Origin of the sequence: Corynebacterium freneyi (genome assembly GCF_030408835.1) — a bacterium.
Classification (GTDB): domain Bacteria; phylum Actinomycetota; class Actinomycetes; order Mycobacteriales; family Mycobacteriaceae; genus Corynebacterium; species Corynebacterium freneyi.
On sequence record NZ_CP047357.1, the window covers coordinates 415,922 to 440,945 of the forward strand.

Here is a 25,024-nt window from a genome sequence, read left to right on the forward strand (position 1 = left end):
GCCCGCATGCGCGGCCCCCGACCCCCATCGATCGAGGTCCGATGAACTTCACCCGCATATTCAACTCGCTGCTGTTCAAGATCATCGTGGCGATCGTGCTCGGCATCGGCTGCAGCTTCTTCTTCCCCGAATGGCTGGCCCGGGTGTTCGTCACCTTCAACTCGCTGTTCAGCGGCTTCCTCGGGTTCTTCGTGCCGGTGCTCATCTTCTCCCTGATCACCCCCGCGATCGCCTCCCTCGGCCGCGGCGCCGGCAAATGGCTCGGCGTCACCGTCGGCATCGCCTACGCCTCCACCGTCATCTCCGGCCTCATCGCCTACGCCGTCGCCAACGGCCTGTACTCGTGGCTCCTCGCCGACCAGGAACTCTTCGAGGCCGCCGACGTCGAAGCCGGTGGCCTCGCGCCGTACTTCACCATCGAGATGGAACCGCCGTTCGCCGTGATGTCGGCGCTGCTGCTGGCGTTCACCGTCGGCATCGCCATGACCGCCGTGAAGTCCGACACCCTGCAGGCCGGCGCCGAGGAGCTGCGCGCGGTGATCATGAAGGTCATCGAGAAGTTCGTCATCCCGCTGCTGCCGCTGTTCATCTTCGGCATGTTCCTGTCGATGGGCATGAACGGCAACCTCACCGAGACCCTGTCGGCGTTCCTGAAGGTCATCGTGCTCGCGACGATCATGACGTGGGTGGTGCTGCTGGTCCAGTACCTGCTCGCCGGCGCCTACGCGGGCGTCAACCCCTTCCGCGCGCTGAAGAACATGCTGCCCGCCTACTTCACCGCCCTGGGCACCTCGTCGTCGGCGGCCACCATCCCGGTGACCCTGAAGTCGACCCGCGCCAACGGAGTCAGCGAGTCCGTCGCCGGCTTCGTCGTCCCCCTGTGCGCCACCGTGCACCTGTCGGGTTCGATGATGAAGATCGGCCTGTTCGCCTTCGCCGTCATGTACCTCACCGGCGCGGAGCTGACCCTGGGCATGGCGCTCGGGTTCGTCCTCATGCTGGGCATCATGATGGTCGCCGCCCCCGGCGTGCCCGGCGGCGCCATCATGGCGGCCGTCGGCTTGCTGCAGTCCCAGCTCGGATTCGACGAGTCGCAGATCGCCCTGATGATCGCCGCATACATCGCCATCGACTCGTTCGGCACCGCCTGCAACGTCACCGGCGACGGCGCGATCGCGCTGACCGTCAACAAGATGGCCAGCGGCGACGTCGGCGGCGAGAAGTACGACGCCGCCCTGACCGGCACCGGCGGCGCAGGGGTCGAGGCGCGCTCCGGGCGCGATTAGCTTCGGAAAGCCGCAGACGCCGTCCGCCCGCTGCGTGGGCGCAAGTCTTGCCACGCGGCCGGGGACGGACTAGCGTGGGCGTCGCAGCGACCCCGAGGGAAACTGGCCTGCGGTGATTGGACCGCAGAGCGAAGACCCTCGGGGCATTTTTCTTCGGCAGAAGGGGAACTCGGTGGGGATGGGGCCGGAGTTGTTGGGGGCGGAGAAGTTCGGTTCGTTCGTCGACGAGTGTGGCGGGAACCAAGCTCAAGCCGCGAAACTCGCCGTATTCAATTTTCGGCTTGCCGGTGCTTATCTGCCTGCGCTGGCGGCGATGGAGTTGGCGCTGCGCAATCGAATCGCGTCTGCGCTGGCCGAGGAATTCGGGCCCGACTGGCCCGAACGCCTCGCGGCGGGCGACATCGTGTCTTCATTGCGGTCCAGGCGAAAGTTGAACTTGCTCGATGAGCATGCGGACATGTTCCGGGAAGCCCGAGACCACCTTCGGCGGAAGGACCGTCCCGCAGAGGCCCCCGACATCATCGGGGCCACGAGCATGGGGATATGGGTCGGTTTGACGGGGCAAGGTGCTCCCCATCGAGCGAAATACTATGAGTCTCAGCTGTGGACGCCCGTGATCCGAAAGGCTCTCCCCGCGCTCGATGCCGCGTACGGCGGTCGGGTTCGAGGTGGCAGGTATACGTTGAGGGAGAGCCTCCACCACGACCTGAATCGGCTCCTCGATTTCCGCAATCGCGTGGCCCATCACGAGCGAATCACGCACCTCGATCACGAGGTGATCGTCGAACGACTCGCGCGTGTGATGACCGCCCTCGTCGAGATCATTCCCGTCTGCCTCGATGACCTGATTCCGATTCCCGATGAATGGTCGAAAAGGCGGATCAACGTCCTGCAGGGCGGTGCCCGGTGTTGACGAGCCGGTTGCTTCGGGCTGAGTCGCCGGTACCGGGGGAGGGCTGGGCCGGCCCACCGGAGCGGACCCCGGGGCGGGATGGCGGCGGGAGGGACCGGGCAGACCGTGGGACGTGACCAACCTCATTTTGAATAACCGCAGCTCGCCGGTAAGGTAGACCGCTGGCGAGGGACACGTGTGCCCGAGCCGCGCTGCGGCATTGCCGCGCAACGTAGCAAAGACATCAGCCAACGGGCCCATCACGGGGTCCGAGAAACGTGGAGGACATGGCTAAGGAAGGCGCAATCGAGGTTGAGGGCCGCGTCATCGAGCCCCTGCCGAACGCGATGTTCCGAGTGGAGCTGGACAACGGGCACAAGGTGCTCGCCCACATCAGTGGCAAGATGCGCCAGCACTACATCCGCATTCTCCCGGAGGACCGGGTCGTCGTGGAGCTCTCCCCGTACGACCTGGAACGCGGCCGAATCGTCTACCGCTACAAGTAAGACAGCATCCTCCACCGTCCTAGCGGGACGCGGCGTTCACCCAGGTGAGCGCGGGGAAGTGTCCGCAACCCCGGCATGAGCCGGGCGCGCGCACTCCCATGTCCCGTCAGTTCACCTCCGGCTACGGTGGCCGGAGCCCCGCGCTTTTCAGCCCGCCCACCCGGCGTCCGACCGGGCCACGGCGGGGTCTCGGGCGGGGACGGCAGTGGAGCAAACCACCGCACCAACCGGAAGGAAATTGCCTCATGGCACGCCTTGCTGGAGTTGACCTGCCGCGCAACAAGCGCATGCAGGTCGCTCTCACCTACATCTACGGCATCGGCCCCGCCCGTGCCTCCGAGCTGCTGGAGAAGACCGGCATCTCCCCGGATCTGCGCACCGACGATCTGACGGACGAGCAGGTCTCGTCCCTGCGCGACGTCATCGAAGCCACCTGGAAGGTGGAGGGCGACCTCCGCCGCGAGGTTCAGGCCGACATTCGCCGCAAGATCGAGATCGGCTGCTACCAGGGCCTGCGCCACCGTCGTGGCCTGCCCGTCCGTGGCCAGCGCACCAAGACCAACGCTCGTACCCGCAAGGGTCCGAAGAAGACGATCGCCGGGAAGAAGAAGTAAAACATGGCAGCTCCGAAGTCCGCCCGCGGCCGCCGTACCGGCCGTCGCGTCGCGAAGAAGAACGTGGCCCAGGGCCACGCCTACATCAAGTCCACCTTCAACAACACCATCGTGTCCATCACGGACCCGAAGGGCGCCGTCATCTCGTGGGCCTCGTCGGGCCACGTCGGGTTCAAGGGCTCCCGCAAGTCCACCCCGTTCGCCGCTCAGATGGCCGCCGAGAACGCTGCGCGCAAGGCGCAGGAACAGGGCATGAAGAAGGTCGACGTGTTCGTCAAGGGCCCGGGTTCGGGCCGTGAAACCGCCATCCGTTCCCTCCAGGCCGCCGGCCTCGAGGTCAGCTCGATCTCCGACGTGACCCCGCAGCCGCACAACGGCTGCCGTCCGCCGAAGCGTCGTCGCGTCTAAGAGAAGGGAAAGAGGAGAACAAAATGGCCCGTTATACCGGACCCGCAACCCGCAAGTCCCGTCGTCTCCGCGTCGACCTCGTCGGCGGAGACATGTCCTTCGAGCGTCGCCCCTACCCGCCCGGGCAGGCCGGCCGCGCCCGCATCAAGGAGTCGGAGTACCTGCTCCAGCTGCAGGAGAAGCAGAAGGCCCGCTTCACCTACGGCGTCATGGAGAAGCAGTTCCGCCGTTACTACGCCGAGGCGAACCGTCGCGCCGGCAAGACCGGCGACAACCTCGTCATCCTGCTCGAGTCGCGCCTGGACAACGTCATCTACCGCGCCGGCCTCGCGCGCACCCGCCGCCAGGCCCGTCAGCTGGTGTCGCACGGCCACTTCACCGTCAACGGCAAGAAGATCAACGTGCCGTCGTTCCAGGTGACGCAGTACGACATCATCGACGTGCGCCCGAAGTCGCGCAAGATGCTGTGGTTCGAGGAGGCCCAGGAGGGTCTGGTCGACGCCGTCGTCCCGGCCTGGCTCCAGGTCGTCCCCGAGACGCTGCGCATCCTCGTGCACCAGCTGCCCGAGCGCGCCCAGATCGACATCCCGCTGCAGGAGCAGCTCATCGTCGAGTTCTACTCGAAGTAAGGCTTCGTGCGGGCGCCTCCCGGGCGTCCGCCGGACCCCTTCGACCCGGCTTTGCGACGACGACGCCGGGCGTCGTCACGCGAAACGCCGGGGACCCAACGCATCCCCATTCCCTAGGCGTCAAATAGCGGTCGCCACCAGGAGGATCACAGATCATGCTCATTTCCCAGCGCCCCACGCTCACCGAGGATTACATCGATTCCTCGCGCTCCCGGTTCGTCATCGAGCCGCTGGAGCCGGGTTTCGGCTACACCCTCGGCAATTCGCTTCGTCGCACCCTGCTGTCGTCCATTCCGGGCGCGGCGGTGACGAGCATCCGCATTGACGGCGTGCTGCACGAGTTCACCACCATCCCGGGCGTGAAGGAGGATGTCTCCGACATCATCCTGAACATCAAGGGCCTGGTGCTGAGCTCCGACTTCGACGAGCCGGCCACCGTGTACCTGCGTCGCGAGGGCGGCGGAGCCGTCACCGCGGCCGACATCGAGTGCCCGGCGGGCGTGGAGATCCACAACCCGGATCACCACATCGCCACGCTCAACGAGTCGGGTCGTCTGGACATCGAGATGGTCGTCGAGCGCGGTCGCGGCTACGTTCCCGCCCAGCCGAACTCCGGCGGCGAGATCGGCCGCATCCCGGTCGACCAGATCTACTCCCCGGTTCTGAAGGTCAGCTACAAGGTCGAGGCGACCCGCGTCGAGCAGCGCACCGACTTCGACAAGCTGATCATCGACGTGGAGACGAAGAACTCCATCACCGCCCGCGACGCCATGGCGTCGGCCGGCAAGACCCTGGTGGAGCTCTTCGGCCTGGCCCGCGAGCTCAACGAGGCCGCCGAGGGCATCGAGATCGGCCCGTCCCCGCAGCAGAGCGAGGACATCGCCGCCTACTCCATGCCCATCGAGGACCTGGACTTCTCCATGCGCTCCTACAACTGCCTGAAGCGCGAGGAGATCCACACGGTCGGCGAGCTCGCCGCCCGCACGGAGTCGGACCTGCTGGACATCCGCAACTTCGGCGACAAGTCCATCAACGAGGTCAAGGTCAAGCTCTCCGAGCTGGGCCTGTCCCTGAAGGACTCGCCGAACGACTTCGACCCGGGCGCCATCGAGGGCTACGACGCCGCCACCGGGGAATGGACCGAGGATGCGGAGGTCGGCTACGACGAGTAGCCCCTCAAGCGCACGCGACTTAAAAACACGAGGAGAATCCCATGCCCAAGCCCAAGAAGGGCGCCCGTCTCGGCGGCTCCGCTTCCCACCAGAAGAAGATTCTGGCCAACCTGGCGAAGCAGCTGTTCGAGCACGGCCAGATCAAGACCACCGACACCAAGGCCAAGCTGCTGCGCCCCTACGCGGAGAAGCTGATCACCAAGGCCAAGGGCGGCACCCTGGCGGACCGCCGCAACGCCGCGAAGCTGCTGAACGACAACTACGTCGTCCAGTACCTCTTCGACGAGCTGGCGCCGAAGTTCGCCGACCGCGAGGGCGGCTACACCCGCATCATCAAGCTGGGTAACCGCAAGGGCGACAACGCCCCGATCTCGCTGATCTCGCTGGTCACCGAGGAGACCGTCACCACCGAGGCGAACCGCGCGACCCGCGTCGCCGCGTCCAAGCAGGCCGAGGAGGCCAAGACCGAGGACGCCGCCGAGGAGGCTCCGGAGGTCGAGGCCGAGGAGTCCACCGACGCCGAGGCCGAGGCCGAGGCCACCGAGGCCGCCGCCGAGGAGGCCGACGAGAAGTAAACCCCCGCGGTTGACCTTTTCCGCCGAGCGCCCCGCCGCCCGTTGATTCGGGTGGCGGGGCGCTCGTCGTTTTTGCGTTGCGGCCGGTCGGCGGGGGATCATTGCCAATCGTGAACGACAGTGACGCGAATCTTCCCGATCGGGCCCCCGAGCTGGTGCGCCTGCGCCTGGACGTCGCCTACGACGGCACGGATTTCCATGGCTGGGCGGCGCAGGGCGGGCCCTCCGGGGCGTCGCTGCGAACGGTGCAGGGCACCATCGAGGACGCCCTGTCGAAGGTGTTGCGCCAGGACGCGCAGCTGACGGTGGCCGGCCGCACGGATGCGGGAGTGCATGCGTTGGCGCAGGTGGCGCACGTCGACGTCACCCGGGAGTCGTTGGACACCCGGTCCATCGGGGGCGATCCGGCCCGGTTGGTGCGGCGGCTGGCGCGGCTGTTGCCCGATGACGTGTCGATCCGGGCGTGTTCGTTCGCCCCGGAGGGCTTCGACGCGAGGTTTTCGGCTTTGCGACGTCACTACGTGTATCGCATCACGACCGCCGACTCGGGCCCGCTGCCGACGCGGGCGCGGGATACGGCGACGTGGAACCGCAAGGTCGACCTGGAGGTTCTGAACGAGTCGGCGCAAGTGCTCGTGGGCCTGAACGACTTCGCCGCGTTTTGCCGGCACCGGCCGAATGCGACGACCATCCGTGACCTGCAGTCCTTCGAATGGCGCGACGTGTCCACGGACGCCGAGCCGGAGCTGTACGAGGCCCGCGTGACCGCCGACGCCTTCTGCTGGTCGATGGTGCGTTCGCTCGTCGGAGCGTGTCTGGCCACGGCGGAGGGCCGACGCCCGAAGGGCTTCACCGAAGGGCTCCTCGACGAACGCGAAAGGTCGCCCCTGGTGCCGGTCGCCCCGGCGAAGGGGCTGGCGTTGGCCGGCGTCGACTACCCGGACGACGACGAGCTCGCCGCCCGCGCCACGAAGACCCGCGACATCCGCGTGCTGCCCGGCGAAGAACACCGCGCGGTGGGGAAGGGCTGCCCGGACACGAACCCATGGTTCGACGGGATGCCCGACCGTTAAACTGACCCGAGTCGGGGCATGACCGCGGGTGCGCCCGCGGAGCATCGGGCCCGCCGTCGTCGCTAGTCGCCGTCGGTGGCCCCACGACCGCTTCGCCGCCGCACCCGCGTTGCCCGCCCCACGTGCTTCACCCGCGTTCTTTCTCTTTCGACTCTCGTCACTTCGACTCTCTGCCCCCCGGAGGCGCTTCACCGTGATTTGGCCCACCATCGTGTTGGTCCTGCTGCTCGTCGTCCCGGGCGCGATCCTGGGCGGGGCCTCGGGACTGCGCTCGGGCTGGGCGCTTGCCCTCGGCCCCGCCCTCACCTTCGCCGTCACCGGCCTGGCCGGCTGGCTCTACGGCGCGATCGACGTCGGCTTCTCCACGCTGACCGCCGCGCTGGCGTGGGCGGCGATGATCGTCGTCGCCCTGATCTGGCGCCGTGTGTGGCAGAAACGGGCGGACGCGCAAGGGTCGGCGTCGTCAAGCGATGAACCCGGCGTCCTGCGCCGCGCCGTCATCGCGCTGCCCGCGGTGACCGGCGTAGCCGTGGCGTTCGTGACGCTGGCCTGGGCCTCCCTGTCCCGACTCGCCCGCGCACCGGGCGGCATCGAATCCATCCAGCAGTCGTGGGACGTCCACTGGCACGCCGCGGTGATCAAATACGCGCTGGATACCGGCATGGTGTCGTCGACGCGGATGGGCGAGATCCAGAACCTCGAAACCGGCGGCGAGATGTACTACCCGGCCGCCTGGCACGCCTTCGGCGCCGTCGTGGCCGAAGTCACGGGCCTGAGCGTCCCCGCGACGACGAACATCCTGGGGCTCGTCGCCCCCGCCCTGCTGCTGCCGGCGGGTGCCGCGGCGCTGGGCTGGCGGATGGTCGACCGCCGCAGCTGGACCGCCTCCATCGCCGCCGGCCTGGCCGCGGTGCTCACCACCGCGCTGCCCGTCATGGCACCCATCGGCGTCTACGTTGGCGCCTGGCCCTACCTGCTGGGCATCGCGCTGACGGGCGCGACCTTCGCCGTGCTCGCGTCGGCCCCGCATGCCCCGATCCGGATGTTCGCCGGAGCGCTGGCGCTCATCGGCATCGGGCAGCTCCACCCTTCGGCCGTACCGTCGACTGTGTTGCTGCTGGGGTCCTGGTGGCTGTTCGGCCGCGTGTGGCGGCCGGTGCGCCCCGAGCTCGGCGCATGGAAGTCCCGGTTGCGCGACGTCGGCCTGCTGGCGGCACCCGGCATCCTCGCCGCGGCGTTCCTGCTGCCGCAGTGGCTGTCGGCCTCGCAGCAGGCCGAGGACGTCCGCGCCGAATCCGCCACCGTCGACGTCGACCGCGCCGAGGCCTGGTACCGGGCGGCGGCGATGCTCACCCGCCACGCGGAGGACTACGGATCGATCAAGCCCGTCATCATCGTCGGGCTCATCGGCCTGGTCGTGCTCGCGGTGCTGCTGCGCCGGTTCTGGCCGGCGGTGTCGTGGCTCGTGTCGGTGGTGTTCACCGCCCACGCGATCAACACCTTCGGCGGGGTCATCGGCGACGTGCTGGACGCGTACACCGGCCTGCACTACTCGACGCCCCACCGCCTGGTCCTGCAGACCGCACTGCTGATCACCGCGGCGGGCGGCGCCGGCGTGGCCCTCATCATCGCGACGGTCGGCGAGTGGGCGGGCCGTCGTAAAGCGGCCCCCGCGCAGATCGACGCCGCCGAACCCGACGCCACCTTCGCCGACCGGATCACGCGGACGGCCCCGACCCCGGTGCCGGTGGCCGGCCTGCTCGTCGCGGCCGCACTCGTCGCGGGTTTCGTGCCGTGGGCGATCCACCGCATGGCGCCGATCAACGACCACGCGTACCTGCAGATCCGGGACAACCGCCTGACCAGCGACCGCGACCTGCGCGCCTTCGACTGGCTCGCCGAACAGCCCGAAGCCCACGAACACCGGGTGTTCACCAACCCCAACGAGGGGTCGGCGTGGATGTACATGCGCAACGACATCCCGACGGTGTTCCGCCACTTCGTGTGGCCCGACGCCGACAAGACCACGGCGACGTCGATGATCTACTGGCACACCGACAAGATCGGCTGGGGCGAGCCGTGGAACCCGGTCGCCGCCAACCAGGTGGACCTGGCGCTGAAGAAACTCGACGTGGGCTTCATTTACGTGTCGCCGCCGTACTTCTGGGGCGACCAGAAGATCAACATGCGCATGCAGGAGGGCGCCTGGTGGTCGCGGGGCCTGACGCCGGTGTACCGCGACGAGGAGATCACCATCTACGCGGTCAATGCGGTGATCGCACCGGAGCGCATCGCCGAGATGCGCGAGGACTCGCCGATGCCCATGCCGCCGATGACCACCCGCGGCGAGGCGGGCGTGGCCGAGCCGGGCGACCCCGATTACGACGACCCGCACGCGTGGGTGCCGGACTTCTCCGTCGCCTACCGCGGCGAGGGGTCGGTGTTCACCGAGGACGAGGAGCAGCTGACGGTGCGCCCGAAGTAGGCCGCGCACTCCCGCCCCGCGGCGTCCGTGACGTGCGTCACGGGGTGGCGGAAAGGGCGGGAAAAGACTGGGTTCACCGGTGTCGACCACGTAGGGTGTGGGGTCATGCGCAAGTTCTCCATGTTCGCCGCCGTCGCCGCCACGACTCTGCTGGTGGTCGGCTGCGGCACCGACGACGTCGACTCCGAGTCCGAGACCATCGCCGACACCTCGGCGCGGCCGTCGTCCACGGCCAGCGAGCTCGCGGAGCGCCCGGAGACGACCGAGGCCGGCGGCCCGACCATCGCCGATGTCGCGGATGACCGCTTCATGCCGCCGGGCGCCGACAACGCGCGCGTGTTCCGTCTCGCCGACGGGGCGACGGAATGCTTCGCCAATTCGCTCGGCGGGGACCCGTACCTGACGTGCCGCGCGAACTTCGCCGACCCGCCGATGGTCGAAAGCTACGAGGGGGGCCGGGTTCCGGCCAACGCGGTGACGTGGTCGCCGGGTGCGGCGCCGACGTTCGCGCACATGAACTTCCCGGACAACGGTTTCGCCCCGGAGACCCTGCACCCCTATGAGCGGGTGTCGATGTTCGGTTTCACCTGCACGGCGTACGGGGCGGCGACGGTGGAGTGCTCGGGTCCGGGCGGCAGCGCCTCCCTCGACGCCGGTTCCGTCACGGGTGCGGCCATTCCGGAGCTTCCGGAGGAGCCGGCGCCCGCCCCCGAGGACGATCCCGCCCCGGAGGGGCCGGCGCTGCCCGACGTCGAGCTTCCCGGCCTGGGCGACGTTCTCGGCCCGCGCGCAGGCGAGTAGGGACCGCTTTACGACGACGCCCGTCACGCCCGCGCCGCGAGGATCGGCAGGGGCCGTACGGGCGTTTCGTCGTCTCCGACGGTGAGATGCCAGGCGTGCTCGCCGATGGTCAGGCTCGGCGTCGGCACCGAATCCGGGGTCGGCGGGGAGGGGATCGGGCCGTCGTGAAGCACGATCGTCGCGGTGGTCGCCGCCCCGTCCACCCGTGCCCCGCGGTCGAGGACGACGACGTCGAGGGTCGGGTCGCCCGCCGCGGTGGTCAGCACCGCCCCATGGTCGAGGAGGGGCGCGAAGTGCCGCGGGCGATGGGTGCGGATGCCCAGGCGCGCGCCCGTGATCAGCGTGGGCACCAACAGGTCCGCCAGGCGGGCGGGATCCGCGGCGACGTCGAGGCGTTCGATGGACGGCAGCGCCATCACCAGCGGCGCCCCGTCGCGGGTGGTGCCGACCAGCTGCGCCGGGGCGGCGGGGACGTCGACGTCGTGGGCGGGGGTGAACCACAGGTGCGGGCGGCGGACGTGGTTGCGGCCCGGGGCGCGGGCCAGCAGGCGTTGGGCCTCGGTCGCGGCGTCGCGGTCGAACTCGGCGTCGGACAGCGGCCGCGCCCGCAGGCCCAGCAACCCCAGCCGGTGGATGAAGAAATCCAGCCGCGGCCGGTCGTGTTCGGGCGGGCCGCCGACGAGGACCGACGTCCACCGGGCCTCCGGCACCCCCAGCTGATCGGCGAAGCCCCGGTAGCGGTGCCCGGCTTCACCCGTTGGGCGGGCGGTGGAGCGGTGCACCGACACGACGTCGACGGGCACGGGGCATTCGGCGACTGCGTCGACCAGCGCCGACATCGGCAGGACGTCCGTCGTCGCGGCGACGACGCGGGCACCGGCGGTCGGAGCGGGATGAGGCCCCCGCCACCGATCGCGCAGGGCCCGGCCGCGCACCGGGGCGTGCGTCCCGGCGACGATCAGCGTCGCGCCCCCGACCAGCAGCGGAGCCGCGTTGGCCCCGACGAATTCCGTGATTTCCGACCATGCCATGTGCCCACCCCGGCCCGTTCGCCCCTCGTCGATGCGGTGCACCCCCGCACCGCGGGCCGCCCGGTCGGCGGCCGTCGACGGGCAGCCTAGCGTCGGCTGGCCTAGGCTGCCGGGCGAAGACCATGGGTGCCGACGATTCGGGGGGAACGTCACATGCCTCGCACTCCGACCACGCCCGCGCAGATCAGCGGGCACCGTTTTCTCGTCCGCAGGGTGGAGCACGCCCTGGTGCGGGCCGACGCCCGGATGCTCCACGATCCGCTGCGCACCCGGGGGCGTGCGGTGGCGGCCGGTGCGGCGCTGCTGGTGCTGGTGCTGGCGGGCACGGTGATTCTCGGCCTGATCCGCCCCCGCGATGGTGCGGCCGACGCCGATCTGCTGCTCGTGCGGGATACGGGCGCGTTGCACGTGCGCATCGACGACCGCGTCCATCCCGTGGCGAATTTGGCGTCGGCGCGGTTGGTGCTGGGACAGCCGGCGGAGGCCGTGCGGGTGGGCCCCGACGCTCTTGCGGGGATTGCGGCGGGGCACCCAGTGGGCATTCCCGCGGCACCGGACATCGCGGCGGGCGACCCCGCGTCCGCGCCGCCGTCGGTGGGGGTGTGCGAGGAGGCGGCGCCCGGCCTGCACGAGCCGGTCCTGGTGCGTTCGACGGTGGTTCGGATGGGGGAGCTGCCCGCCGGCGGGGCGTCGGCGCTGGTCACCGATGGTGAGGCGACGTGGCTGGTCCACGATGGCCGGCGGGCGCGCATCGATGTCGGCGACCCGGTGCTGTCCCGGGCCCTCGGGTTGGCGGCGGCGCCGGTGCGTCCGGTCGGCGCGCATCTGCTCGCAGCCATTCCGGAGCGCGGCCCCGTGACGGTCCCGCACGTTCCGGGCCAGGGAGATCCGTCCGGTTTTCCCGCCCCGTTCGACGTGGTGGGAACGGTGGTCGCGGTGGGGCAGCGTCGGGTGGTGGTGCGCGACGACGGTGCCGTGGACGTCGCCCCGGTCGTCGCGGACGTGCTCGCGGCGGGCGGAGGGACGCGGACGGCCACCGAGGTCGAGCTCGCCGGGATCCCCGTGGCCGCCGGCATCGATGCCGGCGGTCTGCCCGGGGAGATCCCCGACTGGGCGCCGGCGGAGGGCTGGTTGTGCGTCGACGCCGACGCGGAGACGACCACCGTGACCCACGGGCGGGCGCCGCACGACGTCGTCCCGTACCCGGGCGCCGACGGGACCGGACCCGGCGTAGACGGCTTTTCGTCGCCGCTGCGGTCGACGACGGCGGTGGACACCGGAGGCGGCGTGCATTTGGTTTCGGCGGGCGGGACCCGGCACCTGGTGGAAAACCGCGGCGCGCTGGCTGCGCTGGGCTATCCGTCGACGGTCGCGGTGCCGTGGCGGGTGCTCGCGACATTCCGAGAGGGGCCCGAGCTCACGAAGACCGCCGCATTGGCCGCGATCTGACCGCATTCCCGGCGGCACCGCCGGTTGTCCCGTCCCGGCCGACTGCGCCGTCGCGGATGGCTCCGCCGGACCATGCCGCACGGGCCACCACCGCGATGACGGCCATGGTCCCGAGGGCGGCGATACGGTGCGAGGGCACGTGATCGACTGCCGGGGGCGGCGTCGGCGCTGATGCGGCACCCGTCGTCGCATCGCCCTCGTCGGCGCGGATGCCGCGGTCGATGCCGGTGCGGGCCACCGCCGCCACGGGATCGACGACGCCCGCGCCGACGCCCACGGTGGTCGCGGCGGGCGACGCGGTGTCGGCGATGATCCGGCGCACCTGCGTCGGCGACAGCGACGGGTCACGCGAAAGGATCAACGCCGCCGTGCCCGACACCAGGGGCGCCGCGAAACTGGTGCCCGCGATCGGCGACGTGCGCGACTCCGTGACGTGCAGGTCGGCGATGGTTTCTCCGTCCGGGGAAGGGCCGACGACGGGGCCGCCGGGTGCGGCGACGTCGACCCAGTCCGCGGTGAGCGCGTACCCGGCCGGGGCGTGGTCGGCGTCCGGCTCCGGGAAGACGTCGACGGCCGTGACGGCGATGACCTCCTCGAGGATCGCCGGCCAGGCCACCGCGCCGTCCGGGCAATCTCCGCCGGCGTTGCCCGCCGCCGCGACGACGACCGCCCCGGCTTCCTCGGCGCGTTGCACGGCGGCCGTGACCTCCGGCGCGCCGGGCGGGACGGTGCCGGCAGGCGCGCACGAGGTCAACGAAATGTTGATCACCCGCGCCCCGCCCCGCACCGCGGAATCGATGGCGTCGGACAACGACAGCAGCGTGCCCGCATCGCCGGTGGTGTGGCGGATGGACAACACCGCCGCGCCGGGTGCGACGCCGGCGAAGGAATCCCCGCCCGGACGACCGGCCGCCAACCCGGCGACGAACGTGCCGTGGGCGTCGCAGTCGTGGAATGCGTCGGCGGTGCCCGTCACGTCGCCGCCGTCGATGACACCGCCTAACCGCGGGTGATCGGCCACCCCGGTGTCGATGATCGCGATGGTGACGCCCGCCCCGTCGGACACCTCCCACGCGTCGCGGAACCGCAGCGCCCGCTCGGCGACGGTCGGCTCGGCCACGATCGCCGGCGACGACGCCCCGGTGCCCGTGCAGCGGGCCTGGGCCGAGACGTCGGAGGGGAGAAGACAGGCCGTCGTCACGCAGAGAAGACCCGCAGACCAGGCGACGGCGCCCCGGAGCCTCACCGGATCAGCCCCGCGGCGAGATCCGGAATACCGGCGACCACCGCCGCCAACGGCAGGGACACCGTGATGGCCACGGCCTCGATGAGCTCCAGAACCCGCCGCATCGTCGGGGTGACCCGACTCGACGGCACCGCCGTCACGGCCGTCGCCGCCAGCAACGGCGCGCACACGAGCAACGCCACCGGCCACCGCCCCGCGTCCCACTGCGACACCGCGACCCCGATGAGCAGCGACGCACCCGCGCAGGCCAGGGCGGCGGAGGGAATGATCCGGGCATGACCGCGCGACTGGATCAGGCACAGCACCGTCACCGCGGCGAGCAACCCCAGCGCCCAGCCGCCGGGGGAGCCCACCGCGATCGGGGCGGCCGCCGCGACGAGGACGATTGACGCGCCGGCGACCGTCCCATCGAGGAAGCGGCCCGCGCGTGACGCGATGACGTCGACGGGATCATCGGGGTCGGGATCATCCGGAAACGGTTCGCCAGCGGCGGGAATGCGCGGCACCCGCACCCCGGCCGCCGCCACGCACATGCCGGGGGCCGCGGCCAGGACGATGACGACCAACGCAATGGTCAGGGCGGCGGCGGGCCCGGCCTCGGCGAACCACCGCAGGGCGGCGGCGAAACCGGCGGCGCCCAGGGCCAGCGTCAACCCGGCCGCGCCGACGGCGGTCAACGCTGCCGCGATGTCGCGCCGGGCGGGCCGGAGCATCAGCAGCGCCAGCGACGACACCGCCGCCCCGGGGACGAGCCCGGCGGTGAAACGCCAATCGACCCCGGCATCGGCGGCGCGGATGCCGGTCAGGGCGGCACCGCCGAGGGCGGCGCAGACCAGGGTCTGACAGGCGAGGAACGACACGGCGGCGGCGCCCCCGCCCCGGCGCATGGCGATGCGCAGACCACCCGCCGCGGACAGGGCGAGGGCCCCGGCGACCCCGGCGCCGAGGACCGCGTCGTGAGGGGACATCGCCAGCACGCCGATCACCGCGACGACGGTGGCCGCCGCGGCGATCACCGGCCCCACCGCGGCATCGACGACCCCCGTCCCGGGTGCGTCGTCGGCGAGCACGTCGGCGACGTCGATGACCATCGGCGGCGGCGCCGGCCCCGGATCATCCACGACCACGAGCCTGTCGCCGTCGCGGACCCCCGCCTCGGCGAGTCCGGTTTCGGAATCGGCGATGGACCCGTCCGGCAGCCGCACCCGCCATGACGCGCCCGGCGCGGCCGTGGCCCCGAAGGCGTCGATCAATTCCGGCAGCACCGTGGCCACCGGCGCGTCCGCGGGGACGAGCAGGTCCGCGCGTCGCGTCGGCCCGTCGCCGGGCATGAAGTCGATTCGCAGCCGCAGCATCGACGACGTCAGTGTCATGGTTTTCCCCCGCCCGCGGTGGCGCGCACCACCGCATGTCGTTGCACCCGTTCCCCCGTTGGCCGGGCGCGTCCTCTCAGGGTGGCTTATGCTCTGCGTCGCGTCCAGCCGAACGGCCGGCGTACTCGGGGGAGGGGTTTCGACGATGGGGGATGCGCGTTCGCGCGTGACGACGACCGACGGCACCGCCGCAGCGGCGGCGGGGCCGGTGGCGGCGGTGGCGACGGCGCCGGATTCGGAGGGCATGGTGTCGGGGCGCGCCCCGCGGGTGCCGGGGCCGGTGCCGCGGCCGGGGGACATTAGGCCCGATGCGCCGCCGGAGGCTCCGGAGCCGAAGCCCGTGCCGTTGATGCGGGCGCTGTTGCCTGTGGTGATGCTCGTCGCGGTGGTGGGCATGGTCGCCGTGATGGTGGTGTCGGGATCTGCTCGTAACCCGATCACCTTCATGTTTCCGCTGCTCATGGTGGTGTCGACGTTGGGCATGATGGCCGGCGGCGCATCGGCGGCGGCGGACGTGGGGCCGGCCCGGCGCGACTACCAGCGGCACCTGGCCAGCGTGCGGCGGGCGGTGGCCGATGCGGTGGGGATGCAGCGGGCCAGCCTGGTCCACGTTCACCCGGATCCGGCGGATGCGTGGACGCTGGCGGGGACGTGGCGGATGTGGGAGCGGTCGCCGGAGGACGGTGATTTCGGTGCGGTGCGCATCGGCACCGGGCCACATGCCCCGGCGACGCCGGTGACCCCGCCGACGGTGACCGCCCCGGAGAAACTCGACCCCGTGTCCGCGGTGGCGTTGCGGCACGTGGTGCGTTCGGCGCGGTCGGTGCCGGATCTCCCGGTCGCCGTCGACGTCGGGGTGTTTCCCCTCATCGCGGTGGGCGGTGACGGGGACGAATCGGTGGCGTTGGTGCGGGCGATGGTCGCCCAGTTGGCGGCGGCGCATCATCCGGAGGATCTGGCCATCGCGGTCGTCGGCGTCGGCCCGGAGTGGGAGTGTGTGAAGTGGCTGCCGCACAACGCCCATCCGCACCGGGCGGATGCGTCGGGGCCGGCGAGGTTGCGGGCGTCGACGGTGCCGGGCCTCGTCGAACTCCTCGCCGACGTCGAGGCGCCATTGGTCGTGGTCGTCGCCGATGGCCGGGACCTGGATCGGGAACCGGCGCAGCTGGAGGGGCTGCTCGGCGCCGAAACCGCGGGGGAGAGCACCGTGTGCGTCATCGCCGCGCCGGTTCCGGGCCCGGCCACGGCGGCGAGTCCGACGATGGACATGGCCGTGGCCTCGGGGTTGGCGCTGACGGTCGTCGATGGGCGGGTGCGGGCGACGACCGCGGCCGGCGAGGAGGACATCGCCGCCGCCGACGCCCTCGGCCCCGGTGCGGCGGAGGCGCTGGCCCGGCGTCTGGCCCGGCACGCCCCCACCCGGGTCGGCGGCGATGACCGGGCGCATCGCGACCCCGTGTTGGCGGAGCTGGACCTTGCGCCGCCGCCTGCCGACCTGGTGTTCCGGGAGCGGCTGGGGCGGGAGCGTCTGCGCATTCCCGTGGGGGTCGGCGCCGACGGGTCGGTGCTGCACCTGGACCTGAAGGAATCGGCGGAGGGCGGCGTCGGCCCGCATGGCCTGTGCATCGGAGCCACGGGTTCGGGTAAGTCGGAGTTTTTGAAATCCGCGGTCCTCGCGTTGGCGGCCACGCATGGTCCCGATCAGCTCAATCTGGTGCTCGTCGACTTCAAGGGCGGTGCGACGTTCCTCGGGTTGGAGGGGTTGCCGCACGTGTCGGCGGTGATCACGAACCTGGCCGACGAGCTGATCCTCGTGGACCGCATGCAGGACGCCATCCGCGGCGAAATGACCCGCCGACAGGAGCTGCTGCGCGCCTCGGGCAATTTTCCGGGCGTGGCGGAGTACGAGGCCGCGCGCCGGGCGGGACGTACGGATTTGGCGCCGCTGCCGGCGTTGGTGATCGTCGTCGACGAGTTTTCGGAGTTGCTGGGGCACCGTCCGGAGTTCGCCGAGTTGTTCGTCGCGGTGGGCCGTTTGGGCCGGTCGCTGCACATGCATCTGCTGCTGGCGAGCCAGCGGTTGGAGGAGGGGCGGTTGCGCGGCCTCGACAGTCACCTGTCCTACCGGGTGGGGTTGAAGACTTTCTCGGCCGCCGAGTCCCGCAGCGTCCTCGGCGTCCCGGACGCCCATCATCTGCCGGCGACGCCGGGCGCGGGTTTCCTCAAGACCGACGCCGGCGCCCCGGTGCGTTTCCATTCGGCGTACGTGTCGGGGCCGGTGCCCGCCGATTCCGCGGGCGGGCGGCATGGTGCCGGCGTCGCCTCGGCCGGGCGGGTGGCGGCGTTCACCGCCGCAGGCGGGCAGGTCGTCGAGGAGGGTTCGCCGCGTGACGACGCATACCAATCGGCGTCGGAGGCAGAGCCGTCGCGCACCGTTTTGGAGGCCACCGTCGCCGCGATGGCCGGGCACCGGCACTCGGCCCATCGGGTGTGGTTGCCGCCGCTGCCTGCGCGGACGGCGTTGGCCGATGCGGTGGATTCGACGCTGCCGGCGCTGACCGCGTCGATCGGGCTCGTCGACCGGCCGCTGGAGCAGCGGCAGGATCCGTTCACCGTGGACCTGTCGGGGCCGGGCGGGCATGCGGCGATCGTCGGAGCGCCGAGGTCGGGCAAGTCGACGGCGGTGCGCACGTTGGTGGCGTCGCTGGCGCTGACGACGCGGCCGACGCAGTTGCACGTCCATGTCATCGATTACGGTGCGGGCGGCTTGGCGGACCTCGCGGGGCTGCCGCACGTGGCGTCGGTGACGCACCGCGGCGACGTCGACAAGCTCAACCGCGTCGTGTCGGCGGTGTCGGCCGAGGTGGCCGCGCGCGAGGAACGGCACCGCGCGCGGGGCTGGCACACCATCGCCGACGCCCGGACCGGCGGTGAACCGGACGTGCTGCTGGTCATCGACGGCTGGCCGGCGCTGCGGCAGGAGCATCAGGCGTTGGGGGATCTGGTGCAGTCGATCCTGTCGGACGGGTTGGCCGTCGGCGTGCACGTCGCGGTGACCGCGCACCGGTGGACGGAGTTGCGCCCGGCGGTGCGCGATCTGCTGGGCACACGCATCGAACTGCGGCAAGCCGAGGCCATCGACTCGGTCATCGACCGCAAGGCCGCCAAACTCGTGCCGGATGCGCCGGGGCGCGGGCTGTCGCCGGACGGGTGCGGCGTGCTCGTCGCCGATTCCGGGTCCTCGGACATCGCCGAGGTGGCCGCCGTGTGCCGGGCCCGCGGGGATGAGCGGGTACCTGCCCTGAAGATGCTGCCCGCGCGCGTGGAATGGGCCGAGATCGCCCCGGCCGTGGCGGGTGGGGCGGTGGCCGTGGGCCTGGATGAAAGTGCCCTGGCGCCGGTGCTTTTCGACGCCGACCGGGATCGCCACCTGCTGATCTTCGGTTCGGCGGGGTCGGGGCGCACCACCGCGCTGCGGACGATGATCGCCGGCTTGCTGCACACCCGGCCGCGGTTGAAGTTCCTGGTCATCGACTATCGGCGGGGCCTGATCGACGCGGTGCCCGCCGATCGGCTGGCCGGGTACGCGGGCTCGCCGGCGGTGGCCGAACCGATGGTCGTGGAATTGGCCGAGGCGCTGCGTGGGCGGCTGCCGGGGCCGGACGTCACCCCGGAGCGCCTGCGGGCACGGGATTGGTGGACGGGGCCCGACATCGCGGTCGTCGTCGACGATTACGACCTCGTGTCCGGTTCGCGAGGATCGCCGTTGACGGTGCTCGGAGAGTTCATCCCGCATGCCGCCGACATCGGCCTGCACATGGTGTTGGCCCGCCGCACCGGTGCGGCCACGCGGTCGTTGCATGATCCGGTGCTCGGCGCGGCGAAGGACCAGGGGGCGACGGGCCTGGTGCTCGACGGTTCCCGCGACGACGGTCCGTTGATGGGCGTGGCCCTGCGTCAACGGCCGCCCGGTCGGGGTACGTGGGTCGAGCACGGCAAACCGCCGCGCGTGGTGCAGGTGGCCCTGCCGCCGGAGCCCGGAGGGGCACACCCCGGCGGCGATCGAAACGAGGAGGTGACGCCCGATGGCGGCGACGACTGACCGCGCACCCGGCCCGGCGGTGCTCCACGCATGGGGCCCGGCCGCCTGCGGTCCCGAGGGCGATGCGGCGTTGATCGACGGGTTCGGGGCGGTCCCGCAGGTCGTCATCACCCCGTCGTACTGGGGCGGGCGCAGGCGCGAGCTTTTCGCCGGGGAGCTGGTGCGCCGCGGCGCCGATCCCCGGATCGGGGATCTGGCCACGGAATTGATGGGCCTGGAGCATCCGGCCGTCGGCCACAGTTTCCTCGTGGAGGTCGAGCCCGGCCGCATCTGCGTGTCCCGCCTCGACTTCGACGCGGGATTGGCCGACGGCCGGTTGTCGTTTCGCGGCGGCGACGCGCTCGAGATCATCCGCGATCTGGTCGCCGAGTTGCTCGCCGACGCCGACGGGGCCGACGGCGCCGACGGCGGCGACCGGGTCCCGGATGACGGTGACGTCGAATTCATCGTCGCGTCCGGCGACGACCGGCTCATCGCCGACATGCGCCGCCGGGGTTGGCTGGCGTTTCCGGTTCCGGTGGAGCTCCTCGGCGGCGCACTGTCCCGCGCGGATGCGGGTGCCGCGGCCGGCCGTCGTCACGCGCTCCACTCCGATGTCGAACGGGCCGGGGCGGAACCGGCGGGTGCGGAACCGGCCGTGGTCGAACCATCCGGGACCGAAGAGGAGCGGCGAGACGGGTCCGACCGGGAGCTGCGGCACGGGACATCCGGTGCGATGGAACCGGAGGCGCGGTCGGGAGGTCTGGACATCGCGGCGCTGCGTCGCCGGGCCCGGGCACAGGAGTCCGCGCGGCGCAGGCCCCGGAGCCGGCTGCATGCGGCGCCGGCGGTGGCCGTGGGCGCGGTGGCGTGTCTGGTCGCGGCGGCGGTGATCGTCCTCATCCTCGACGGCCCCGTTGGCGGGGCATTGCAGGATGAGGCCATGGTCGCCGCGGCCGCCGATGCGGGAGGGGGCCGCGGGCCGGACGACGTGGTCGATTCCGGGGATTCCGGACCGGACAACCCGCCGGCCCGCCCCGGATCCGGCGGCGGCTCAACCGTGCCGGACGGGCCCGAGGTAGCCGCCGCCCATGAATTGGAGGGCAAGGGCGTGCGCGTCGAACTGCCCGATCGGTGGCGCATCGATGAACGGGCCACCGCCGACGCGCTGGTCCTCGTCGACGGGGGACCGATGCGGATTCTGGTCACCGCCGGCGAAGTCGCCTGGGGCATGGACGCCGACGGGCTCGCCGCGGGCCTGACCGCCCACGCGGCGGGCGATCCCACGATGGATCGCGTCCGGCGGGAGGCCATCGAGGGCCTCGACGTCGTCGTCCACGAGGAACGCCCCGACGCGGGATCCGTGGTGCTGTGGCAGCACCGGCTCGTCGACGGATGGCAGGTGTCGGTCGGCTGCCAATTCCGGGGAGCGACCATTCCACAGCTCCGTCCCGTGTGCGGCCAGGCGCTGCGCACCGCCGCCGTGGTCCGGGCCGAGTGACCGGACTGCGGAAGCGGGCTGCGGAGCAGGAGGTGATCGGACTGCGGATCAGAAGTTGACGGGCCTGCCGCGACTGCGGTGACGGGGGTGGGGCAGGGGGAGGGGCGGAAAAAAGATGGAACCGATCGGGCGCGGGGCGCGTCCAATCATGTGGCGGCCGGGGACGGGATCCCGGCCGACCGGGAACACGAGATACATCGAGCATCCAACATGAGGGGGAATGACATGACCGGCGGGATCTTCACCACCGAGTCCAGCACGATGACCACGACGGCGGGCGACGTCGACGGGGTGAACCAGGAAGTGTCCGGAGAGCTGGCGCGGCTGCGCGGCGTCGTCGACGGATTGGCGGGGGATTGGAAGGGCCAGGCCAAGCTGGCCTTCGACGACGTCATGGTCCGGTGGGACGAGGCCGCGGCCAAGCTGTCGGGCGCGCTTTCCGACATCGCCCAGAACATCCGCGACAACGCCGCCAGCTTCGACGAGGGCGAGGAGACCGGCGCGGCGGACTTCAACCGCGTCGGCGCCGCCGGCGGCGGCCTGCTGAACCTGTAAGGGCCATGAACGCACGGCCGCAAACGCACGGCCGGACATCGCACGACAATCACACAGAGGGGGACCACATGACCGACACCATCCGCTACCAGTTCGGCTCCATCGCCACCGGCGCCGCCGACATCCGCACCACGTCCGGGCACATCCAGACCCTGCTCGGCGACCTGAAGACCCGCATCGCGCCGATGACCGCGACGTGGGAGGGCGAGTCCGCCATCGCCTACGAAGACGCCCAGCGCGCGTGGGACGAGTCCGCCGAGGAGCTCAACCAGATCCTCGAGACCATCGCCCGCACCGTCGAAGAGGGCAACGACCGCATGTCCGACATCAACCGACGCGCCGCCGCCAGCTGGGGCTGACCGGCGCACCAGACCACTTCCATCGATTGCACCGAACACACCGGCCCCGGCGCGCGCCGGGCGGTGCTTGACGACGGCCGATGCACCCTCCCCTCACCGGGGCAGGGCGCATCGGCCGTCGCGTTTTGGTCTGGGCGGCCCGCACCGGTAGGCTGAAACGCCTGTGTGCACCACTCTTCCCGCACGCACGACGACGCACGCCCGCAGGCGGGTCGTCGTCAAGCAAAAACGGGAAGCGACACCCCCGGGTCTCCACCGGCCGCCGGGGGCAGGGTACGCGGTGCGCGCCGGCCGGCAGAATCACACGGACCCGTAAGGAGTCATGTTGCCTACTTTCCACCCCAAGGACGGTGACATCGAGCGCAAGTGGTACGTCATCGACGCCACTGACGTCGTGCTCGGTCGCCTCGCCACCCACGCCGCCGACCTGCTGCGCGGCAAGGGCAAGCCCTACTTCGCCCCCAACGTCGACTGCGGCGACCACGTCATCGTGATCAACGCCGACAAGGTCCACATCTCCTCCAACAAGCGGGACCGCGAGATGCGCTACCGCCACTCCGGCTTCCCGGGCGGCCTGAAGTCGATGACCCTCGGCCGCTCCCTCGAGGTGCACCCCGAGCGCGTCATCGCCGAGGCCATCGAGGGCATGATGCCGCACAACAAGCTGTCGCGTCAGTCCATCAAGAAGCTTCACGTCTACGCCGGTGCGGAGCACCCCTTCGCCGGCCAGAAGCCCGAGAACTACGAGATCAAGGCGGTGGCGCAGTGACCAACCCCCAGGACACCAACGAGGCCCAGGTCGACAACACCGAGGCCACCTACGACGACGTTCAGGCTGCCGCCGAGGCCGCCACCGAGGACTTCACCTCCACCATCGGCGACTCGCTCGTCGATGAGACCGCCGAGGTCGAGGACGTCGTCGTCGCCGAGCCCGCCGCCCTGGATCGCCCGATCCAGACCGTCGGTCGCCGCAAGCGCGCCGTCGCCCGCGTCAACCTGACCGCCGGCACCGGCAAGATCACCTGCAACGGCCGCGACATCGAGGACTACTTCCCGAACAAGCTGCACCAGCAGGAGATCAAGGACCCGCTGGTCCTGCTCGAGCGCGAGAACCAGTTCGACATCGCCGCCAACATCAACGGCGGCGGCCCGTCCGGCCAGGCCGGCGCCCTGCGTCTGGCCATCGCCCGCGCCCTCAACGAGTACAACCCGGAGGAGCGCGGCCAGCTGAAGAAGGCCGGCTTCCTCACCCGCGACGCCCGCGCCGTCGAGCGCAAGAAGGCCGGTCTGCACAAGGCCCGCCGCGCGCCGCAGTACTCGAAGCGCTAAACCGAAGCGTTCGCTTCCGCGGTGCCGCCGGTTCGCCGGTGGCCCGCAACGCAGCGGGAGGCCACGGTGCCGCATGGCGCCGGGCAGCGCCCGCCCGCGCTTTTCACGAAACGCCCCATCCCGGGTTCGACCCGAGGTGGGGCGTTTTCGTCGCATCACCCGGGTTTGCGCCGGGTTGGCGTCGACGACGTGTCCGACGGGTGGCACAATGTCGGGATACGGAAAACGGCCCCGCGACCCGGCGGCCGGCACCCGACGATCAGGAGTTGCATCTGACATGGCCCGTCTTTTCGGCACCGACGGTGTCCGCGGACTCGCGAACGAGACCCTCACCGCGCCTTTGGCGATGAAACTGGGGGCCGCGGCCGCCACCGTCCTGACGCGCGGGGCGAACCCGGGCAAGCGTCGTCCGACCGCGATCATCGGCCGTGACCCGCGGGTGTCCGGCGAGATGCTCGCCGCGGCGATGGCGGCGGGCATGGCATCGAAGGGGGTCGACGTGCTGCGCGTGGGCGTGCTGCCGACGCCGGCGGTGGCGTTCCTGACGGACGACTACGGCGCCGACATGGGCGTGATGATCTCCGCGTCGCACAACCCGATGCCCGACAACGGCATCAAGTTCTTCGCGGCCGGCGGCACGAAGCTCGACGACACGGTGGAGAAGGAGATCGAGCACGCGCTGCTGAACCTTGAGGACGGCGGCCCGACGGGCACCGGCGTCGGCCGCGTCATCGAGGAGGCCACCGACGGCCTGGACCGCTACCTGTTCCACTTGGCCAAGGCGGTTCCGGCGAAGATCGACGGCATTCGCGTGGTGGTCGACTGCGCCAACGGCGCCGCCTCCGAGGCCGCCCCGCTGGCGTATGCGGCCGCGGGCGCGGATGTGGTGGCCATCCACAATTCGCCGAATTCGTACAACATCAACGACGGTTGCGGTTCGACGCACATCGACGTGCTGCAGAAGGCGGTGCTGGAGCACGGCGCCGACCTGGGGCTGGCCCATGACGGTGACGCGGACCGGTGCCTGGCGGTCGATTCCGAGGGCAACGTCGTCGACGGCGACCAGATCATGGCGGTGTTGGCGGTGGCCATGAAGGAGCAGGGTCTGCTGCACCACAACACGTTGGTGGCCACGGTGATGTCGAATCTGGGCCTGAAGCTGGCGATGCGGGGCAACGGCATCGAGATGCGCACCACGAAGGTCGGCGACCGGTATGTGCTGGCGGATCTCAACGCGGGCGGGTACTCGCTGGGCGGCGAGCAGTCGGGCCATCTGGTCATCCCGGATTTCGCGACGACGGGCGACGGCACGCTGACGGGCCTGTACCTGATGGCGCGGATGGCGAAGACGGGCAAGTCGCTGGCGGAGTTGGCGTCGGTGATGAAGGTGCTGCCGCAGACCCTGATCAACGTGCCGGTGGCGGACAAGGCGGCCATCTCCGATGCTCCGGCGGTGAAGGAGGCCATCGCCCGCGCGGAGGAGCAGCTCGGCGACACGGGTCGCGTGCTGTTGCGTGCGTCGGGCACGGAGGAGCTGTTCCGCGTCATGGTGGAGGCCCCGGATGCCGAGACCGCGCGTCGCATCGCCGGTGAGCTCGCGGCGGTGGTTGCGGCGGTGTAGCTTTCCCCTTTCCTTTTTGCTTGACGACGTCCCGCGTG

22 protein-coding genes are annotated in these 25,024 nt (G+C 71.1%); 19 read left to right on the forward strand and 3 right to left on the reverse strand.

All coding sequences use genetic code 11. The features are described 5' to 3' along the window. Window positions 1-41: 41 nt before the first annotated feature. The 11 genes from CFREN_RS01815 (at window position 42) to CFREN_RS01865 (ending at window position 10,441) form a co-directional block, all read left to right on the forward strand. Window positions 42-1,286 (forward strand): dicarboxylate/amino acid:cation symporter, encoded by a 1,245-nt coding sequence (locus CFREN_RS01815; protein WP_070519143.1) that lies wholly within the window; start codon window positions 42-44, stop codon window positions 1,284-1,286. A gap of 112 nt (window positions 1,287-1,398) precedes the next feature. Continuing rightward, window positions 1,399-2,199 carry an Abi family protein gene (locus CFREN_RS01820; protein ID WP_209654206.1) on the forward strand — a complete coding sequence of 267 codons (801 nt, stop codon included), beginning with the start codon at window positions 1,399-1,401 and terminating at the stop codon, window positions 2,197-2,199. Between the two features lie 266 nt (window positions 2,200-2,465). Further along, entirely contained in the window at window positions 2,466-2,684 is a 219-nt protein-coding gene (gene infA, locus CFREN_RS01825) for a translation initiation factor IF-1 (protein WP_070519139.1), read from the forward strand. 245 nt (window positions 2,685-2,929) lie between these two features. Then, entirely contained in the window at window positions 2,930-3,298 is a 369-nt protein-coding gene (gene rpsM, locus CFREN_RS01830; protein WP_035121273.1) for a 30S ribosomal protein S13, read from the forward strand. A 3-nt stretch (window positions 3,299-3,301) separates the two neighbouring features. Beyond that, window positions 3,302-3,706 (forward strand): 30S ribosomal protein S11, encoded by a 405-nt coding sequence (rpsK, locus tag CFREN_RS01835; protein WP_035121271.1) that lies wholly within the window; start codon window positions 3,302-3,304, stop codon window positions 3,704-3,706. A gap of 23 nt (window positions 3,707-3,729) precedes the next feature. Beyond that, window positions 3,730-4,335 carry a 30S ribosomal protein S4 gene (gene rpsD, locus CFREN_RS01840; RefSeq protein ID WP_035121268.1) on the forward strand — a complete coding sequence of 202 codons (606 nt, stop codon included), beginning with the start codon at window positions 3,730-3,732 and terminating at the stop codon, window positions 4,333-4,335. Between the two features lie 155 nt (window positions 4,336-4,490). Beyond that, complete coding sequence (locus CFREN_RS01845; protein ID WP_070519137.1) at window positions 4,491-5,507, forward strand: DNA-directed RNA polymerase subunit alpha; 1,017 nt, start codon at window positions 4,491-4,493, stop codon at window positions 5,505-5,507. Window positions 5,508-5,548: 41 nt separating this feature from the next. Then, entirely contained in the window at window positions 5,549-6,082 is a 534-nt protein-coding gene (gene rplQ / locus CFREN_RS01850; protein ID WP_070519136.1) for a 50S ribosomal protein L17, read from the forward strand. 110 nt (window positions 6,083-6,192) lie between these two features. After that, on the forward strand, window positions 6,193-7,155 hold the full coding sequence (truA, locus tag CFREN_RS01855) for a tRNA pseudouridine(38-40) synthase TruA (RefSeq protein ID WP_224371237.1): 963 nt from the start codon (window positions 6,193-6,195) through the stop codon (window positions 7,153-7,155). A 193-nt stretch (window positions 7,156-7,348) separates the two neighbouring features. Then, the gene (locus CFREN_RS01860; RefSeq protein WP_209654204.1) at window positions 7,349-9,640 is read left to right on the forward strand and encodes a DUF6541 family protein; all 2,292 of its coding nucleotides are present in this window, start codon (window positions 7,349-7,351) and stop codon (window positions 9,638-9,640) included. Window positions 9,641-9,745: 105 nt separating this feature from the next. Then, window positions 9,746-10,441 carry a hypothetical protein gene (locus CFREN_RS01865; RefSeq protein ID WP_209654202.1) on the forward strand — a complete coding sequence of 232 codons (696 nt, stop codon included), beginning with the start codon at window positions 9,746-9,748 and terminating at the stop codon, window positions 10,439-10,441. Window positions 10,442-10,464: 23 nt separating this feature from the next. Here CFREN_RS01865 and CFREN_RS01870 read toward each other — a convergent pair whose 3' ends face one another. Beyond that, window positions 10,465-11,472 (reverse strand): hypothetical protein, encoded by a 1,008-nt coding sequence (locus tag CFREN_RS01870; protein WP_209654201.1) that lies wholly within the window; start codon window positions 11,470-11,472, stop codon window positions 10,465-10,467. A 153-nt stretch (window positions 11,473-11,625) separates the two neighbouring features. Here CFREN_RS01870 and eccB point away from each other — a divergent pair, with 153 nt between their 5' ends. Next, entirely contained in the window at window positions 11,626-12,921 is a 1,296-nt protein-coding gene (gene eccB, locus CFREN_RS01875; protein WP_209654199.1) for a type VII secretion protein EccB, read from the forward strand. Here eccB and CFREN_RS01880 read toward each other — a convergent pair. Both CFREN_RS01880 and eccD read right to left on the reverse strand, forming a co-directional pair. Next, window positions 12,890-14,122, reverse strand: a complete 1,233-nt coding sequence (locus tag CFREN_RS01880; protein ID WP_209654197.1) for a S8 family serine peptidase — start codon at window positions 14,120-14,122, stop codon at window positions 12,890-12,892. The two genes, eccB and CFREN_RS01880, sit on opposite strands and share 32 nt — an antisense overlap. A 41-nt stretch (window positions 14,123-14,163) precedes the next feature. Then, window positions 14,164-15,540, reverse strand: coding sequence for a type VII secretion integral membrane protein EccD (gene eccD, locus CFREN_RS01885; protein ID WP_209654195.1), 1,377 nt, complete (start codon window positions 15,538-15,540; stop codon window positions 14,164-14,166). A gap of 166 nt (window positions 15,541-15,706) precedes the next feature. Between eccD and eccCa the strand changes: the two genes are divergently transcribed. The 7 genes from eccCa to glmM all read left to right on the forward strand — a co-directional run bounded on the left by eccCa (window position 15,707) and on the right by glmM (window position 24,986). Next, window positions 15,707-19,642 carry a type VII secretion protein EccCa gene (eccCa, locus tag CFREN_RS01890; protein ID WP_246580162.1) on the forward strand — a complete coding sequence of 1,312 codons (3,936 nt, stop codon included), beginning with the start codon at window positions 15,707-15,709 and terminating at the stop codon, window positions 19,640-19,642. Beyond that, window positions 19,626-21,122 carry a type VII secretion-associated protein gene (locus CFREN_RS01895; RefSeq protein ID WP_209654193.1) on the forward strand — a complete coding sequence of 499 codons (1,497 nt, stop codon included), beginning with the start codon at window positions 19,626-19,628 and terminating at the stop codon, window positions 21,120-21,122. Before eccCa ends, CFREN_RS01895 begins: the two co-directional genes overlap by 17 nt. A gap of 225 nt (window positions 21,123-21,347) precedes the next feature. Further along, a complete protein-coding gene (locus CFREN_RS01900) occupies window positions 21,348-21,677 on the forward strand; it encodes a WXG100 family type VII secretion target (protein WP_070521586.1) in 330 nt (109 codons plus the stop codon). A 68-nt stretch (window positions 21,678-21,745) separates the two neighbouring features. Further along, window positions 21,746-22,036: a WXG100 family type VII secretion target gene (locus CFREN_RS01905; protein ID WP_070521583.1), complete on the forward strand. Its 291-nt coding sequence runs from the start codon at window positions 21,746-21,748 to the stop codon at window positions 22,034-22,036. Window positions 22,037-22,361: 325 nt separating this feature from the next. Further along, a complete protein-coding gene (gene rplM / locus CFREN_RS01910; protein ID WP_035121424.1) occupies window positions 22,362-22,805 on the forward strand; it encodes a 50S ribosomal protein L13 in 444 nt (147 codons plus the stop codon). Further along, entirely contained in the window at window positions 22,802-23,365 is a 564-nt protein-coding gene (gene rpsI / locus CFREN_RS01915) for a 30S ribosomal protein S9 (protein WP_070521580.1), read from the forward strand. Before rplM ends, rpsI begins: the two co-directional genes overlap by 4 nt. A 277-nt stretch (window positions 23,366-23,642) precedes the next feature. Continuing rightward, complete coding sequence (gene glmM, locus CFREN_RS01920; RefSeq protein WP_209654191.1) at window positions 23,643-24,986, forward strand: phosphoglucosamine mutase; 1,344 nt, start codon at window positions 23,643-23,645, stop codon at window positions 24,984-24,986. Window positions 24,987-25,024 lie beyond the last annotated feature (38 nt).